13 protein-coding genes and 1 pseudogene are annotated in these 14,798 nt (G+C 66.9%); 10 read left to right on the top strand and 4 right to left on the bottom strand.

The window, feature by feature from the left end; all coding sequences use genetic code 11:
• Positions 1–291: 291 nt before the first annotated feature.
• Positions 292–1,029 (bottom strand): TSUP family transporter, encoded by a 738-nt coding sequence (locus ACTH43_RS11970; protein ID WP_441445127.1) that lies wholly within the window; start codon positions 1,027–1,029, stop codon positions 292–294.
• Positions 1,030–1,145: 116 nt separating this feature from the next.
• Here ACTH43_RS11970 and ACTH43_RS11965 point away from each other — a divergent pair, with 116 nt between their 5' ends.
• The gene (locus ACTH43_RS11965) at positions 1,146–1,973 is read left to right on the top strand and encodes an SDR family oxidoreductase (RefSeq protein WP_441445126.1); all 828 of its coding nucleotides are present in this window, start codon (positions 1,146–1,148) and stop codon (positions 1,971–1,973) included.
• Positions 1,974–2,030: 57 nt separating this feature from the next.
• Here the strand turns inward: ACTH43_RS11965 and ACTH43_RS11960 are convergent, their stop codons facing one another.
• A complete protein-coding gene (locus tag ACTH43_RS11960; protein ID WP_441445125.1) occupies positions 2,031–3,254 on the bottom strand; it encodes an amidohydrolase in 1,224 nt (407 codons plus the stop codon).
• A 274-nt stretch (positions 3,255–3,528) separates the two neighbouring features.
• On the opposite strand from ACTH43_RS11960, the gene ACTH43_RS11955 reads away from it, so the two are divergent.
• The 3 genes from ACTH43_RS11955 to ACTH43_RS11945 all read left to right on the top strand — a co-directional run bounded on the left by ACTH43_RS11955 (position 3,529) and on the right by ACTH43_RS11945 (position 5,593).
• Positions 3,529–3,711, top strand: a complete 183-nt coding sequence (locus ACTH43_RS11955; RefSeq protein WP_087486256.1) for a hypothetical protein — start codon at positions 3,529–3,531, stop codon at positions 3,709–3,711.
• Between the two features lie 143 nt (positions 3,712–3,854).
• Entirely contained in the window at positions 3,855–4,562 is a 708-nt protein-coding gene (locus tag ACTH43_RS11950; protein ID WP_441445124.1) for a GNAT family N-acetyltransferase, read from the top strand.
• Positions 4,563–4,771: 209 nt separating this feature from the next.
• The gene (locus tag ACTH43_RS11945) at positions 4,772–5,593 is read left to right on the top strand and encodes a GmrSD restriction endonuclease domain-containing protein (RefSeq protein WP_441445123.1); all 822 of its coding nucleotides are present in this window, start codon (positions 4,772–4,774) and stop codon (positions 5,591–5,593) included.
• Positions 5,594–5,603: 10 nt separating this feature from the next.
• On the opposite strand, the gene ACTH43_RS11940 is transcribed toward ACTH43_RS11945, so the two are convergent.
• Complete coding sequence (locus ACTH43_RS11940) at positions 5,604–6,269, bottom strand: class I SAM-dependent methyltransferase (protein WP_441445122.1); 666 nt, start codon at positions 6,267–6,269, stop codon at positions 5,604–5,606.
• A gap of 195 nt (positions 6,270–6,464) precedes the next feature.
• On the opposite strand from ACTH43_RS11940, the gene ACTH43_RS11935 reads away from it, so the two are divergent.
• From ACTH43_RS11935 to ACTH43_RS11910, 6 genes are all read left to right on the top strand, one after another.
• Positions 6,465–7,676, top strand: a complete 1,212-nt coding sequence (locus tag ACTH43_RS11935) for an MFS transporter (RefSeq protein WP_441445121.1) — start codon at positions 6,465–6,467, stop codon at positions 7,674–7,676.
• Positions 7,676–8,353, top strand: coding sequence for a MerR family transcriptional regulator (locus ACTH43_RS11930; protein WP_441445120.1), 678 nt, complete (start codon positions 7,676–7,678; stop codon positions 8,351–8,353). Before ACTH43_RS11935 ends, ACTH43_RS11930 begins: the two co-directional genes overlap by 1 nt.
• Before the next feature lie 270 nt (positions 8,354–8,623).
• Positions 8,624–9,094, top strand: coding sequence for a hypothetical protein (locus ACTH43_RS11925; protein ID WP_441445119.1), 471 nt, complete (start codon positions 8,624–8,626; stop codon positions 9,092–9,094).
• 546 nt (positions 9,095–9,640) lie between these two features.
• Entirely contained in the window at positions 9,641–10,960 is a 1,320-nt protein-coding gene (locus tag ACTH43_RS11920; protein ID WP_441445118.1) for an acyltransferase family protein, read from the top strand.
• Positions 10,961–11,133: 173 nt separating this feature from the next.
• Positions 11,134–11,529: a (deoxy)nucleoside triphosphate pyrophosphohydrolase gene (locus ACTH43_RS11915; RefSeq protein WP_441445117.1), complete on the top strand. Its 396-nt coding sequence runs from the start codon at positions 11,134–11,136 to the stop codon at positions 11,527–11,529.
• A 17-nt stretch (positions 11,530–11,546) separates the two neighbouring features.
• Entirely contained in the window at positions 11,547–14,489 is a 2,943-nt protein-coding gene (locus ACTH43_RS11910; protein WP_441445116.1) for a DEAD/DEAH box helicase, read from the top strand.
• A 105-nt stretch (positions 14,490–14,594) separates the two neighbouring features.
• Here the strand turns inward: ACTH43_RS11910 and ACTH43_RS11905 are convergent.
• Positions 14,595–14,798 (bottom strand): annotated as a pseudogene (locus ACTH43_RS11905) (hypothetical protein); the annotation flags it as partial.

Genomic DNA, 14,798 nt, shown 5'->3' with positions numbered 1-14,798 from the left:
CGGTCGGGGCTGGGAGTGTAGGCCGCTACCGGTCGCGACTCCAGAGCTCCGAGTTCCGTCATGCCCGCATGGGGAGTTCTCCCCAGGGAGTTCAGCCCATCGCGCTCCTGGTCAGCGGCCCGTAGATTCCTCAGTGCGGGTGCGGGACGCCCCTGGGGGAGCGGCACCGGCACGAGGCTCATGCGGAGCAGGAGCTGCGGGACCGACGGCGGGGGCCGACGGTTCGGCAGCGGGGATCGCTCCACCTCTGGCCTCGTGTCCGGTGGCCGAGGAGTCACCGAGGCGGCAGCCTCACAGCTGCAGCAGGCCCTGCGCCAGGGACATCAGCGCGCCGGCCATCGCGACCACGATCACCCAGCGCATCGCCCGCGCTCCGTGCACCCAGCGGGCCAGCACGTTCCCGCCCACCAGTCCCACCACCAGCAGCGCGAGCAGCGCGGCCCAGCCCACGAGCGGCAGCGTGGGCAGCGACCACTTCGCGATCAGCGCGGCCACGCCGAGCACGGCGAAGTGCAGCTGGGCGGTGGCCGCGAAGCGGCGATGCTCCCACTGGGTGGCCAGGGCGTAGACCACCAGGCCCGGGCCGCCCACCCCGGCGGTCACATTCATCAGCCCCGAGGCGAAGCCTCCGCCCACGCCCACCCACGGTGAGTTCGGCACCTGGAGCCGGCGTGAGGCGAGGGTGAACAGCAGCCCGACGAGCACCAGCAGGCTGATCGAGATCGCGAGCACCGCCGGGGGCAGCCACAGCACCAGCAGCGCCCCGGGCACTGTGCCCACGACACCGGCGGGGATCACGCTCGCGGCCCGCCGCCAGTCCAGATCGGCGTGCACGGCGGTGAGGTTCAGCAGCGCGGCGACGATCCCGCACACGTTCGTGACCAGGATTCCCTCGAAGGGGCCCAGCGCCATCACCAGGAACGGGGAGGACAGCAGCGCGAAGCCCATTCCGGTGGTGCGCACCGCGACCGCCCCGGCCAGGACGGCCAGCGCGGCCAGGCCCAGCTGCCACCACTGCGGATCGATCACGCCGGTCAGGGTATGCGGTGAACCGGTGACCTATGACCCTGGATCCGGTGCGTGCGCGTGGATAGCGTCGAGGTACGAGCACTGCTCGATGCGGTGCGCTCACCAGGAGGTCCGTCATGACCCGCACCTACATCATCACCGGAGCAGCCTCGGGCATCGGGGCGAAGACCGCCGAACTGCTGCGCGAGCAGGGCCACACGGTCGTCGGCGTCGATCTGCAGGGCGTGGAGGTCTCCGCGGACCTCTCCACCCCGGACGGCCGCGCCGAGGCCGCCCGGCTCGCCCTCGAGGCGACGGGCGGGATCGTCGATGCGGTGATCCCGTCGGCCGGGCTCGCCGCCCCGAAGGCCGTCACCGCTGCGGTGAACTACTTCGGGATGACCGAGTTCCTCGAGGCGCTGCAGCCGGCGCTGGCCCGCTCCGAAGCGCCGCGCGTCGCCCTGGTCTCCTCGATGTCCTCCCTGCAGCCGCTCGACCCCGCGCTGGTCGAGGCGCTGATGGCGGACGACGAGACCGCGGCGCTCGCCCGGGCGGAGGAGCTCGCCGCCGATCCCGCCACCGGCAACCTCATCTACGCCTCCTCGAAGCGGGCGATCTCCCGCTGGGTGCGGCGCGAGTCCACCGGGCCGAAGTGGGCCGGGGCGGGGATCCCCCTGAACGCCGTCGCCCCCGGCATCGTGCGCACCCCGATGACGCAGGACATGCTCGCCGATCCTCAGTACGCGGCGTTCATGGACATGGTGGTGCCGATGCCGCTGAACGGTCATCAGGATGCCGAGAGCGTGGCGCGCCTGCTGATCTGGCTGACGTCGGTGGAGAACTCCCACTGCTGCGGCCAGACGTTCTACGCCGACGGCGGCGCCGATGCGGTGCTGCGGGGCGAGGACGTGTGGGGCTGGAACGACGAGGCGATCAACGCCAAGTTCGCCGCATTCGGGGTCTGAGGCGCGCCGCCGCGCGTGCGGGCCGGCGTCGGCAGAGCGCCGACGTCGGCCCGCCGGTCAGCCCCGCCCCAGCAGCGCGAACGCGGCGCTCGCCGCGGCCTCGGTGCCTGTGCTCAGGGAGGGCTGCAGGTCCGGGGCCCACAGCGGCGAGTGGTTCGGCGCCGCCTCTCGCCCTTGGGCGTAGCCGCCGAAGCCCCAGTAGCAGTACGGCACCCCGAAGGCGTCCGGGATCGTGGAGAAGTCCTCGGAGGCGGTGACAGGGTCCATGTGCTCGACCCGCTCCGGCCCGAACTGGGCGATGAACGCCTCGCGCACCTGTGCGGCCAGCTGCGGGTCGTTGTCGGTGACGGGGTAGCGGTTGAACAGCTCGAACTCGGGCTCCTTCGGGGAGCGGGCCGCCTCGCACTCGGCGCGCACCATCCGCTGCACCCCTTCGACCAGGTGGTCGAGGATCTCCTCGCTGTAGGCGCGGAAGTTCAGCGCCAGCTCGGCCTGGTCCGGGATGATGTTCGCGCTGGTCCCGGCGTGCAGGGCGCCCACCGTCACCACCCCGAAGTCGCCGGGGGCGATCTCGCGGGCCACGAGGGTCTGGATCCGGGTGACGATCGCGGCGGCGAGCACCACCGGATCCACGCCCAGATGCGGCATCGAGCCGTGCGAGCCGGCGCCGTGCACCCGCACCCGCATCGACACCGAGGAGCTCAGCACCGGGCCGGGCGCCACGGCGACCTTCCCCGCGGCCGGGCTGGTCAGCACGTGCTGGCCCAGGCATGCATCCGGCGCGGGGATCTTGTCGATCAGCCCGTCCGCGACCATCGCCGCGGCCCCGGCGGCGGTCTCCTCCCCGGGCTGGAACAGGGCGATGAAGGTGCCGGACCAGTCCCCTCGATGCTCGGCCAGCAGCCTCGCCGCTCCGAGAGCCGCGACCATGTGGAAGTCATGGCCGCAGGCATGCATCGTGGGCTGGAGAGTCCCGTCGGCATCCTGCTGGCTGTGCACCGAGGCGTACGGCAGGCCGGAGGCCTCCTGCACGGGCAGGCCGTCCATGTCCGCGCGCAGCAGCACCGTCGGCCCCTCGCCCCGGGAGAGCACCCCCACCACGCCGCCGCCGATCTGCTGGACCTCGTACCCGAACTCGGCCAGCTGCGCGGCGATGATTCGCCGTGTGCGCTCCTCGCGCATCGACAGCTCGGGATGACGGTGCAGGTCCGTCAGCAGCGGCTCCTGCCAGGCGCGGTACTCCTTCAGCGCGGCGGTCATGCGGTCGGTCAGAGCGGTCATCTCGGATCCTTTCGCGGGGTGCCGCGGCGGCTTTTCGCGGCCGACGGGACAGGGCGCGGGCACGGCGGCGAGCACGCGGTATGACTCGAGCGTAACCAGGCCCGTCACCGCCGGTGTGATTCGCCTGACCCATGGTCTCGGACCCTTTTCTGCGACCCCCCGCGGCCCTACTCTTGTCGCGAGCACAAAAGATGCCCGGAAACCGCATCTGATCAGCCGATACTCGGCCTCGAGAACGGTGCTCCCAACCACTGCGAGAAGGAGGGACCCACGTATGGAGTCGCGCCATGACGTCACTGTCGGCCAGGAGCTGCCGGCGACTACCGAGACCACGCAGATTCCGGCGGTCCCTGCCACTGCGGATTCGAGCGATCAGGCACCTACCTGGCGCAGCAGCCTGGCCGTCGCGGCCTCGCTCGTGGCCGCCTTCGTGGCCGTCACCCTGGTGAGCCTCTGAGCCTCTGAGTCACGGCGGAGGCGCGCCCGAGCGTGCCGCCCCGACGGTCCGGCAGCGGGCCGACGAAAAGAACTACCAGGTCGCTGCAGCCTCCGGTAGCTTCCGTGGAGATCCACGTTCCCGAGCCCTAAGAGGCCGCCGCTGTGTTCTCCGCACTCATCTCCAGCCAGCGGCTCCCGGCCGCCTTCGAGCCCTGCCCTGACGGCGAGCTGCTGGTGGTCATCGATCCGACTCGCTCGGAGAAGCTCCCGCTGTCGTTGCTGCGCCTGGACGGTGCGGCCGGGGTCCTCTCCCTCGCCCCGTACCTGGCCGCGCAGCTGGGCCTCGTCTCCGACGAGCGCCTGGACCGTGCAGAGCTCGAGGCGCGCCTCGAACGGGCAGGGCTCGAGCTCGCCAGCGCCGACCACCTGTTCCACCTCCCGCTCTCCGAGCAGGAGCGACTGCGCGCAGAGCCTTGGGGCGAGGGCACCCGCGAGCTCACCGCGGCGGACGCCGACGCCTTCGACGCCTTCACCGCGCTCGCCCCGGGGGACGACCTCGACGAGGCCTTCGTGGAGCTGGACCACTGGCTCGTGGTGGGCACGTTCCGCCAGCAGCAGCTGGTCTCCGTCTCGAGCATGTACCCGTGGGGCGAGACCACGATCGCGGACCTCGGCGTGATCACCCTGCCGCAGTTCCGCGGCCAGGGCCTGGGCCGGGCGACGGTGCGCGCGATCAGCGCCGCCGCGTTGGCCCGTGGATATGAGCCGCAGTACCGCTGCGACCTCGACAACGCCCCCTCCGCCGCCCTCGCCCGCGCGGCGGGCTTCGCCCGGTTCGGGCTCTGGGAGGGGCTCGAGGACGGGGAGTGAGCAGGGATAACGCCTGACTCGGCTGTCAGGGGCGCGCCGTAGGCTTCCCGACGGCGCGGCGGCCGAGCGGGTGATCTCGAGGTCATCCGGCCGCCCGGGCCCTTCCCCACGAGCACGAAGGACCTTCCCTGCACACGCGACTGACCCTTCCCCTCCGCCACGACCGACGCACCCGCCCGGACCGGCACTGCGCCCGCGCGCTGTGGCCGATGGTCCTGGCCGCCCTGGTCCTCCTCGCGCCGCTCAGCGCCTGCGAACCCCTCACCGACACTGCGGAGCAGCCCGATGGCGCCCCGGCGGCCGACGGGACGGCGCTCGCGCTGCTCGAGGAGCTCGACGAGAAGGGCCGCGCCCCGAAGACGGGCTATGACCGCGACTCCTTCGGCTGGCGCGATGACATGGACCGCAACGGCTGCGACACCCGCAACGACATCCTGCGCCGCGACCTGGAGGACATCACGCTCAAGCCCGGCACCGACGGATGCGTGGTGCTCACCGGCACCCTCCTCTCACCCTTCAGCGGCGAGAGCGTCGCCTTCGACCGCACTGCCTCCACGATCGACATCGACCACGTGGTGGCACTGTCGGACGCCTGGCAGAGCGGCGCAGCCGGCTGGGACGAGGTGACAAAGCGCGAGTTCGCGAACGACCCGCTGAACCTCCTGGCCGTCGAGGCGAGCCTGAACCGGCAGAAGGGCGACGGCGACGCCGCCACCTGGCTGCCGCCGCACCGGGAGGGTCGCTGCGAGTACGTGGCCCGGCAGATCGCGGTCAAGCACCGCTACGAGCTGTGGGTCAAGCCCGCCGAGGCCGACGCCATGCGGCGCGTGCTCGCCGACTGCGCGGACCAGCCGGCTCCGGACGCCGACGAACCCTCGGCGGAGGAGCCGGCCTCCGGGGCCGGCGGAAAGACAGCCCCGTTCGAGAACTGCGACGCCGCCCGCGCCGCAGGCGCCGCCCCGGTCCGCGCGGACGATCCCGGCTACGGCAAGCACTTGGACCGCGACGGCGACGGGGTGGGCTGCGCGTAGGGCGTGCGCCTCAGCGTCTGCGCGCCACCAGCACCGCGTCCGCCAGCTCGGAGGGCTGCCCGTCATGGCCGACGGACGGGCGGCTGCGCTCGTCGGCGACCTCGATCGTCCACTGATCCGAGGGCAGGTCCAGCTGGGCGGCGTCGTCCCGGGCGGTGATCATGTTCGGGCCGCGGTGGGAGGAACCGGGCGGACCGGCGGCGTGGGAGATCACCACGAGACGCCCACCGCTGCGCACGGCCGACGCCGCCGTGCGCAGGATCGCGGTGCGGTCCAGCGCCACGTTCGACTGGAAGAACGAGGCGGTCACCAGATCCACCGACTCCGGCTCGGGCTGCCAGGTGCTGAGGTCCGTCGCCGTGAAAGTTGCGGTGTCGAAGCCACGTGCGGAGGCTTCCGCGCGGGCGCGGCCGACGGCGGTTTCGGAGATGTCCAGGCCGTGGGCCTGCCATCCCTGCTCGGCCAGCCACAGCACGTCCCCGCCCTCGCCGCAGCCGAGGTCGATCGCGGTGCCGGGGGTCAGCTCGCCCACCACGGCGGCCAAGCTGGCGTTGACCTTCCCGGACCAGATCCGTTCGGTCTCCGAGTAACGCTTCTCCCAGTACTCAGTGGGGGAGAGGTGGGCGTGGGGGTCCTCGGCGGCGTGGCCTGCGCCGTGATGGTGGTGAGCTGTCATGGGGCGAGCCTGGCAGAGCAGTGGCCATCGGGGAAGGCCCCGTGCGCGAGGAGCCCCGCCCGTCCCGTCGGCCGTGCGCCTCGCGCCCGCGAAACCTCCCGTCGGGCCACCGGGTGGGCGTTGCGTCACAGCCGGGCCAGCATCGCGGGGCGCACCCTCGACCCTGACGCGTTGTCATGGTTTGGACTCGCCCCCATGACACGCATCCCCATCCTCTATCTCACCTCCTACGGCATCTCCCTGCTGGGCAACTCGGTCACCGCCATCGCCCTGCCGCTGCTGGTGCTGCTGACCACCGGCAGCGCCGGGGACGCCGGACTGGTGGCGATCGCCGCGGCCGTCCCCGCCGCGCTCGCCGGCCTGCTGATGGGCTCGCTGGTGGACCGGATCAACCGCCGCACCGCCGCGATCCTCTCCGACGTGATCTCCGCGCTCGCCCTGGCACTGCTGCCGATCATCGAGGCGACTGCCGGGCTGAGCCTCGGCTGGTTCATCGCGATCGCCGTGCTGAACTCCTTCGGGGACGTCCCCGGGATCACCGCCCGCGAGGCGATGCTCCCTGCCATCGCCCGCGCCGCCCGCATGGAAGCCTCGCGACTGATCGGTCTGCGCGAATCCCTCGGCGGGGTCTCGCTGCTGGCCGGACCGGCCAGCGCCGGCATCCTCGTCGCCGCCCTCGAACCGGCCGCGGTGATGTGGGTGACCGCCTCGATCGCTGCGCTCGCCGCCCTGCTCACCCTGCTGCTGCCACCGCACGCCACCGCCCACGTGCGCGACGAGAGCCGCCCATCCTTCCGCGCCGCGGCCGGGTCCGTGTTCCGCGGCGTGGGGATCATCGCCCGCACGCCGCTGCTGCGAGCCCCGATGCTGCTCATGCTCGCCCTCGCCGTGGTGCTCGCCGCCCTGCAGGGCATGGTGATCCCGGTGCACTTCGCGTTCCAGGGCGAGGCCTCGATGGTGGGTTTCGTGCTCAGCGCGGTCGCCGTCGGGCTGCTGCTGGGCGGCGGACTGTTCGCCGTCCTAGGCGAGCGGATCCCGCGCGCTGTGTGGCTGGTGGTCGGGATCGTGGTGATCGCGGTGGGCCTGGTGGTGCTCGGTACGCTGGGCCCCGTGTGGATGATCTTCACGGGCGCTGCGATCGTGGGCCTCGGCGGCGGATCGATGAACGCCGTCGTGGGACTGACATTCGTCGAGACCGTCGAGGAGCGCCGACGGGGTGCGGTGCTCGGCGCCCAGAATGCGTTGCTGACCCTGGTGCCCGCGGTCGGCATCGGCGGCGCCGCCCTGCTCATCGAGACCGGCAGCCTGGACCTGGCCGCGATGGTGCTCGCCGGGGTGTGGATCCTCGCCGTGATCGCCTCGCTGCTGAGCCCGCACCTGCGACGCCTCGGGGCGGAGGCCCACTGATGCGGATCGCCGAGCTGGCCGAGTTCGCCGGGGTGAGCGTGCGCACCGTGCGCTACTACCACCAGGTGGGCGCGCTGCCGGAGCCGCCCCGGCGCTCGAACGGGTACCGCGACTACACCGTCGATCACCTGGTGCTCGTGCTGCGGATCCATCAGCTCACCAGCTCCGGTCTGCCGCTCGCGACCGCCGGGGATCTCGCCGCGGATCCCGCACCGCACGCCGCCGAGGCGGTGCTCGAGGAGGCGGACAAGATTCTCGAGAGCCAGATCGCCGTGCTCAGCGAGCGTCGCGCCCGCCTCGCCGAGGCCCGGGCGGGCGGCCACGTGGGCCTCAGCCGCGAAGCCGCAGCGCTGACCGTCGAGAGCGCGGACATGCCGCCCGCGATCCTGCTCGCCCACCTCTACCGGAATCATCCGCAGTTCGGCCGACTGGCCGACGCCCTGCTGCAGCCGGAGCGCCGGGCCCTCCTGGTGCAGCTCCAGCGCCGGTTCGACGCCGTCGACGAGCACACCCCGGAGACCGAGCTCGAGGAGATCGCCGCACAGGTGCAGGAGGTCCTCGCCGACGCCGCCGACGAGCTGCCGCCGCTGCGGGAGGACTGGCTCCGCCTGGTGCGCGAGTTGGTGGAGCGGGATCTGAACTCTCGCCAGCGCGAGTTCCTGCGCAGCCAGGAGTGACGGCCCGCAGCCCCGGTACAGCACGGCCACCATCGGCGCGGCACGCCCTCTCGGCTCGAGAGCCCGCGCCGATGCGTTCATGGACAACGTCCCCCCGCCACGCGATCCGGATCGACGCCGACACGACCGGCACCTCCCACGGCGAGGAGTATTCGCAGTTCGAAGACTTGACGGAGCTTCGCTGCCAATGAAAAACTCGACGTGCGACGGGGCGCAGTGAGTCCCGCCAGACGACAGGAGAATCCGTTGCGTGCACACTCAGTGACGAGAGTGGCCGCCCTGGCGACGACAGTAGCTTTGGCATTTTCAGTGAGCCTCGTGTCAGCGAGCGCACACGACAAATCGTCAGTCCCGACGGAACGTGTCATTGCATCCGCCACATCCGACGAGTTCGAGCAGTCCCTCACTGCGGAGGATGGCACCGTAGTCAATTTTAAGCTCGACCTGGAAACGCAAACCTTGACGGTCTCGAACAGTCACGGTGGCAGCGAGGTTGTTTCGGTTCCGGATGAGGTCTTCGAGGACCTCACCTCCACTGCCGATCCTGGTGTTATTTCGCCCCAACGTGTCAGTGTCGAGACGTGCAAGAACATCCTCTCTGCCGCAGGCTACGCGAACGGGATCGTATGGACCCTTGCAACCATCGCCGCCGCCCCTACTCTCGCAGGCTCGTTGGTCGGAGCCGCAGCAGGCGTCATCACGTCAGCGATGATCACGGAAGCGGGACGTCTCTGCAAGTGAGCACTCACCCCAACGTCGATCACGACACGAGGAACGGTCCGTCCCGCGGGTTGCGCGCGCGACTTGAAGGCTGGTGGCAACGGCAATCTCGCGTCAAGCGATTCCCAGTGATCGCAGCGCTCATCTTCTTCCCTCTGGGGTTGATGTCGACCTTTAGTTTTCTACAGTTGATCCGCGATCCGGAGCTTGCGCCAGGATTCCAATGGTCTGCCGCACTGCAACTGGCCACTGCGATTGCTTGTGTTTTCTGGTACTTGTCGCCCGCGCGAGGCACGCGAGCAGTGATCACTCATGTCGGTATCGGAGTGGCACTCCTGCTGAGCACCGGATTTGCGTTGTATGTCGGGATGCAGGCCTTACGGGCACAAGCTCTCGGTGTAAGCATCATGCAGGCGGCGGGTGTCGCGTAGCAGTTATCGCGGTTCTTCTCGCGGCAATGTCGCCAGCGCCACCTGGGAAATCGTGCCGTTCCGGTATATTGCCGTCATAGCCGGCGGTCCTTCGTAGGGGACGGGCCGCTGGGGCACTGACGAGGGGACATCGCCGATGACGAGCACGCGCCTCAGCCGCGCCGAGAAGGTGGACGCCGCCACCCCCGCCTCCCGCAACCGCGTGGTCGACTTCCTGCGCGCCGCCGCGATCACCGTGGTGGTGCTCGGGCACTGGACGATCATCGCGGTCGACGCCGACGGCGGCATCCTGCCCCACGGCGTGCTCGACGGCGCCGCCTGGACCCACCCGCTCACCTGGGTGTTCCAGGTGATGCCGATCTTCTTCCTGGTGGGCGGCTACTCCAACGCCCTCTCCTGGCGCTCCGCCCGGCGCAAGGACGTGGGCTACGCGGAATGGCTGCGCACCCGCCTGCGACGCCTCGGCATCCCGCTGATTCCGCTGCTGCTGGCCTGGCTCGTGATCGGCGTGGTCGCCGTCGCCGCCGGGGCACCGAACGCGACCGTGCAGCTCGCCTCCCAGATGGCACTCATCCCCACCTGGTTCCTTGCCGCCTATCTGATGGTCATCATGGTCGCCCCGGCCTGCCTGGTGCTGTGGGAGAGGTTCGGCTGGTGGTCGATCATCGGCGTGCTCGCGCTCGCCGGGATCGTGGACGCGCTCAGCATCGTGCTGGACCAGCCGCTGCTCGGCTACCCGAACTACCTGCTGGTGTGGGCCGCCTTCCACCAGTTCGGCTACGCCTGGCTGGATGGCCGGCTCGCGGGATCAGGCCGACGGCTGCTGCTCGCCGCGATCGGACTGGTGGGCCTGCTGCTGCTCGTGCTGGTGGGCCCGTACCCGGTCTCGATGATCACCTCCGCGGCCGACGAGATCTCCAACTCGAGCCCCACCCGCATCACGATGGCGTTCCTAGGCATGCTCCAGGCCGGGCTGGTGCTGCTGCTCGAGAAGCCGCTCACCGCCCTGCTGCGCCGGCCTGGGCTGTGGTTCGTGACCGTGCTGGTGAACCAGCGGATCATGACCTGGTTCCTGTGGCACCTCACCGTGATGGTGGGCCTCGCGCATCTGCTGCTCGCGCTGGATGCCCGAGCATTGCTGCCAGAGCCGTTGAGCGGGTCGTGGTGGGCGACCCGGCCGCTGTGGGCGGTGGTGCTGTTGGCGCTCACCGGGGTGGTGGTGCTGGTGATGGGACGGTTCGAGGAGCCGCGAGCCGACGACAGGCCTGCGCCGGCGCTGTGGAAGCCGATCCTTGCTGCCGTCACCGTGATCGCCGGGCTTGCCGTGATGGCGAACGTGGGAGTGGTGGGGGAGAGCGGCGTGACCTGGTGGTGGCCGTTGCTGCCGGTGGTGGGGATGGCGGCATTTCGAGTCGTTGGTGCGAGGAATCGGAGTGAGCCAGAGCGACTCGACTGAGCGACTCTCTGGAGGCGCGAAGGTCCAATCTACTCAGCGGCTAGCCGAAGCTGCCTGGATCGTTGGCCCAGGCCTCTTTGCGGTGGAGTCGCAGCAAGCCGATACTTGGCGGACTTCGCAGGCCCGGCTCCCCCTATGCTGGGACGGAGCGTCAAACGAGCTAGGAGTCTGAATTGGCTGAGCCTGAAACTCTAATTGTCGTCGGTGCGATTATCGAGAAGGGCTCGAGAGTCTTTGCCGCTAGAAGGAATCCAGAGCGTAGCGCTGGCGGTTTGTGGGAGTTCCCTGGGGGAAAGATTGAACCGGGCGAGACCCCGGAAGGAGCACTGAAGCGCGAGCTCAGAGAAGAGCTCGGAATCGAGGTCAATGTCCATGGCCTCGCGTCGCGTCACACAACGCCACTCGGGAACAAACTGATCGACCTGGCGTGCTATTTTGCGACCCTCGCCTCCGATGAGCCCACGAGCAGTACTGACCACGACAAGCTGGACTGGATGGAGCGGGAAGAACTCCGGAAGTTGAAGTGGTCTCCTGCCGACGTCCCATTCATTGACGATCTGACCGCTTAGAAATGATGGAGTTAGGCGTGGAGAGTAAAATAACGTCATTTCTCGCCGATGCGAGATTTGGCTTCGTAGACCATCGAGTTGATAGTGTGCGCAAGAACCACCCGCACCTCATCGATAACGATGGTTCAAACACGATGCTCAGGGCGATTAAATACGAACTGCGTCGATCTGATAGTTTTTTATTCTCCGTCGCGTTCGTTACGCCCGGAGCGCTCGCCCTACTCAAGCAGGACTTGTTGGAGTATCGGGGTAGCGGAACGATCATTACCTCGACGTATCTCCAGTTCAATTCCCCTGACGTCTTCCGTGAATTGATGGCGATTACAAATCTCAATGTAAAGGTGGTTGCGGATGGGGTAAGAGGATTTCACTCCAAGGGGTATATATTCTCGCAGCCTGACGGTTTGGCGGCAATTGTAGGTAGCTCGAATCTGACCAGGCGGGCTCTGCTTCAGAACGACGAGTGGAACCTGAAATTCAGCGCAATGCCTGATGGGGATATTGTGCGCCAACTTTCAGGGGCCGCTGCTCGCCAAGCGCAGTGCGCAGTCGCGTTGTCTGAAGAGTGGATTGGGTCATACGAAGATTCTTGGAATCCAATTCTCCCCAGCGACCAGCGAGAGGCGGGCGTGGACGCGCTACTGCCCACCGGGAAGATTCGGCCGAATGCAATGCAAGAAGATGCATTGGAGGCGATCCGGCAGATCCGGAGCTCCGGGGCGCGGAGAGCGCTCGTTGTCTCTGCGACGGGGACGGGAAAAACTATCCTCGCGGCACTCGCGGCCAAGGAGATTGATCCAGCCCGCTTGCTATTCGTGGCGCATCGAGAGCAGATATTAGATAAGGCCACCGAAGAATTCTCTAGGGTACTTGAAGTCCCAGCTCAAACTTTTGGCCGCCTAGCCGGCGGTGAGCGCTCCATGTATGCGCAGCACGTTTTTGCAACGGTCCAATCGCTACAGCGGACCGAAAATCTCCACTCCTTCGACCCCAGCGCCTTCGATCTGATCATTGTCGACGAAGTGCATCGCGCAGGAGCTCGGACGTACCTGAAAATCCTCGATTACTTCACGCCGGAGTTCTTGCTCGGCCTGACCGCAACGCCCGAGCGGTCGGACGAATTCAGTGTTTACGAATTGTTTGACTTCAACGTTCCTTATGAGATACGGCTGCAGCAGGCGCTTGAAGAGGACATGCTTTCACCGTTCAACTACTATGGAGTAGTGGATTATACGGATGCTGAGGGCAACACGATTGATGACACGAGTCGGCTTGCAAGGTTGACGGCGGTGGAGCGTGTGGATCATATAGTAAGCACCCTGAAGATTTACGGGCATCCAGTTGGCGCCAGAGGGCTCATGTTCTGCAGTAGGAATGACGAGGCGAAAGCTATTTCCGCGGCGCTGAATGGCCGCGAGTGGCGCGGGAGGAGACTCAGGACGGTTGCGTTGTCAGGGGCGGACAGCGTGGCGCTCAGGGAGGCGGAAGTTCGTCGGCTCGAAGCTGGAGAGCTCGACTATATTCTCACGGTCGACATATTTAACGAGGGTATTGACATACCCTCCGTGAACCAGGTTGTGATGCTGCGCAATACTCAGTCAAGCATCATTTTTACTCAGCAGCTCGGGCGCGGACTGCGAAAAGCACTAGGCAAGGACCATTTGCGAGTGGTCGACTTTATCGGCAACTACTCGAACAACTTCCTTATCCCGATTGCGCTATTCGGGGATAGCTCTCTGAATAAAGATGTGCTCCGTAGGAAGCTCCTGGAGTCGCAGACGTCGGGTGCCATCGCGGGCGTGTCGAGCATTTCTTTCGAGGAAGTGTCGCGGCGGAGAATTTTTGAATCCCTCGCACGCGTGAACCTGGACAGCATGCCAAATTTGAAGCGTGCTGTCTTAGATATGCAACACCGTCTTGGTGGTGTTCCTCGGCTCCTGGACTTCGCGCGATTCGATGCCGTTGACCCTCTGATTTTGGCTTCAAAGAAGGGTAACTTCTGGAACTTATTGCTTTCGTTCAAGTTGGTGTCGGAAGCCCCAACGACCACTGCGGACAGGTACCTCAAGTACCTCTCAACTGAAGTCTTGAACGGTAAGAGGCCGCACGAGCTGGTGCTCCTCAAGGCGCTACTTGGGCGGCCGGGCGAGGGTGTGCACGTGAATCGGATCCGATCCATACTGCTCGAGCAAGGTTGTGCTGTGGATGGAGGAGAGGTTGAGTCTGTCATCCGAATTCTCAACTTTGAGTTCTTCACGAAACAGGACCTTGCAAAGTATGGAAGCCCGATGTGTGTCGAGGTGGAAGGCCGCTTCCGGCTTTCGCGAGATTTCCTGAACGAGTACGAGACTTCTGAAGACTTTAGGCGCCACGTTGACGATGTCCTCGAGACCGGTCTCTATCTTGCGCGACATCGACACGATTGGTCGACTCCGCTTCAGTTGGGGCAGAGGTATACGCGCAAGGATGTCTGCAGGTTACTTAATTGGCGTTCTGATCAGAAGGGCGTCATGTATGGCTATAAAACCGATTCCGGGACGAACACCTGCCCGATCTTCATTACTTACCATAAGTCCGATGAGGTGTCCGAGAGTACAGCCTACGGAGACGCCTTCTTGGACGAGAGGACTATTCGGTGGTTCACTCGCAGCAATCGCACACTCGCGAGCGGAGAGGTTCGGGAGATCCTATCCGGCGAAGGCTCCCCAGCGTTACACATTTTCGTAAAAAAGGATGATGTCGAGAGCGTTGGCGATTTCTACTATCTCGGTACCGCGATGCCTCAGGAGCCCACACAGGAGACGATGTCTGGAGCGAATGGTTCTTCGTTAAACGTTGTGACCATGAAACTTTCTCTCAATACCCCCACTGCACCTGAGCTTTATGACTACTTAGCCTCGATGTTTCATCGGGGTTGTGAGCGGGGGCGACCGGCGTCGTTGCCGGTGTTCAGCTGCTGATTCTGGCATGTGGGTGTGACGATCTGTCGCCGTGTCCGTGGCGGGCGGTCGGGTTCCACTCCCGAGAAGGTGCTGGGGATCGTAGGGACGAGCGGGCTCGCCGGTTCAGGTCTGCGCGACGGCGATGCGGAGCCGGTTGACGCCGGTCAAGACGGTGAGTGCTTCCGGGGCGTGCCGGGCGAGGTGTAGGACCTTGTGCCGACAGCGCCGCACGAGAGTCGCGGGAATCTCAAACAATCGCGCACGGAGTCGTTTGGGGGCTCTTCGCGGTTCGTGGTGAATGACCCTGCTGTGGCGGGTATTCACGCT

This window comes from Brachybacterium sp., from assembly GCF_052095815.1.
Taxonomy (GTDB): domain Bacteria; phylum Actinomycetota; class Actinomycetes; order Actinomycetales; family Dermabacteraceae; genus Brachybacterium.
The sequence above is the reverse complement of the archived record's forward strand: the minus strand, read 5'-3'. Positions and strand labels throughout refer to the sequence as shown.

Coding starts and splice junctions, on each gene's coding strand:
- ACTH43_RS11930 (WP_441445120.1), top strand. CDS start 7,676: ATGCGGATCGCCGAGCTGGCCGAGTTCGCCGGGGTGAGCGTGCGCACC.
- ACTH43_RS11945 (WP_441445123.1), top strand. CDS start 4,772: ATGGTCCTGGCCGCCCTGGTCCTCCTCGCGCCGCTCAGCGCCTGCGAA.
- ACTH43_RS11960 (WP_441445125.1), bottom strand. CDS start 3,254: ATGACCGCTCTGACCGACCGCATGACCGCCGCGCTGAAGGAGTACCGC.
- ACTH43_RS11955 (WP_087486256.1), top strand. CDS start 3,529: ATGGAGTCGCGCCATGACGTCACTGTCGGCCAGGAGCTGCCGGCGACT.
- ACTH43_RS11935 (WP_441445121.1), top strand. CDS start 6,465: ATGACACGCATCCCCATCCTCTATCTCACCTCCTACGGCATCTCCCTG.
- ACTH43_RS11940 (WP_441445122.1), bottom strand. CDS start 6,269: ATGACAGCTCACCACCATCACGGCGCAGGCCACGCCGCCGAGGACCCC.
- ACTH43_RS11920 (WP_441445118.1), top strand. CDS start 9,641: ATGACGAGCACGCGCCTCAGCCGCGCCGAGAAGGTGGACGCCGCCACC.
- ACTH43_RS11965 (WP_441445126.1), top strand. CDS start 1,146: ATGACCCGCACCTACATCATCACCGGAGCAGCCTCGGGCATCGGGGCG.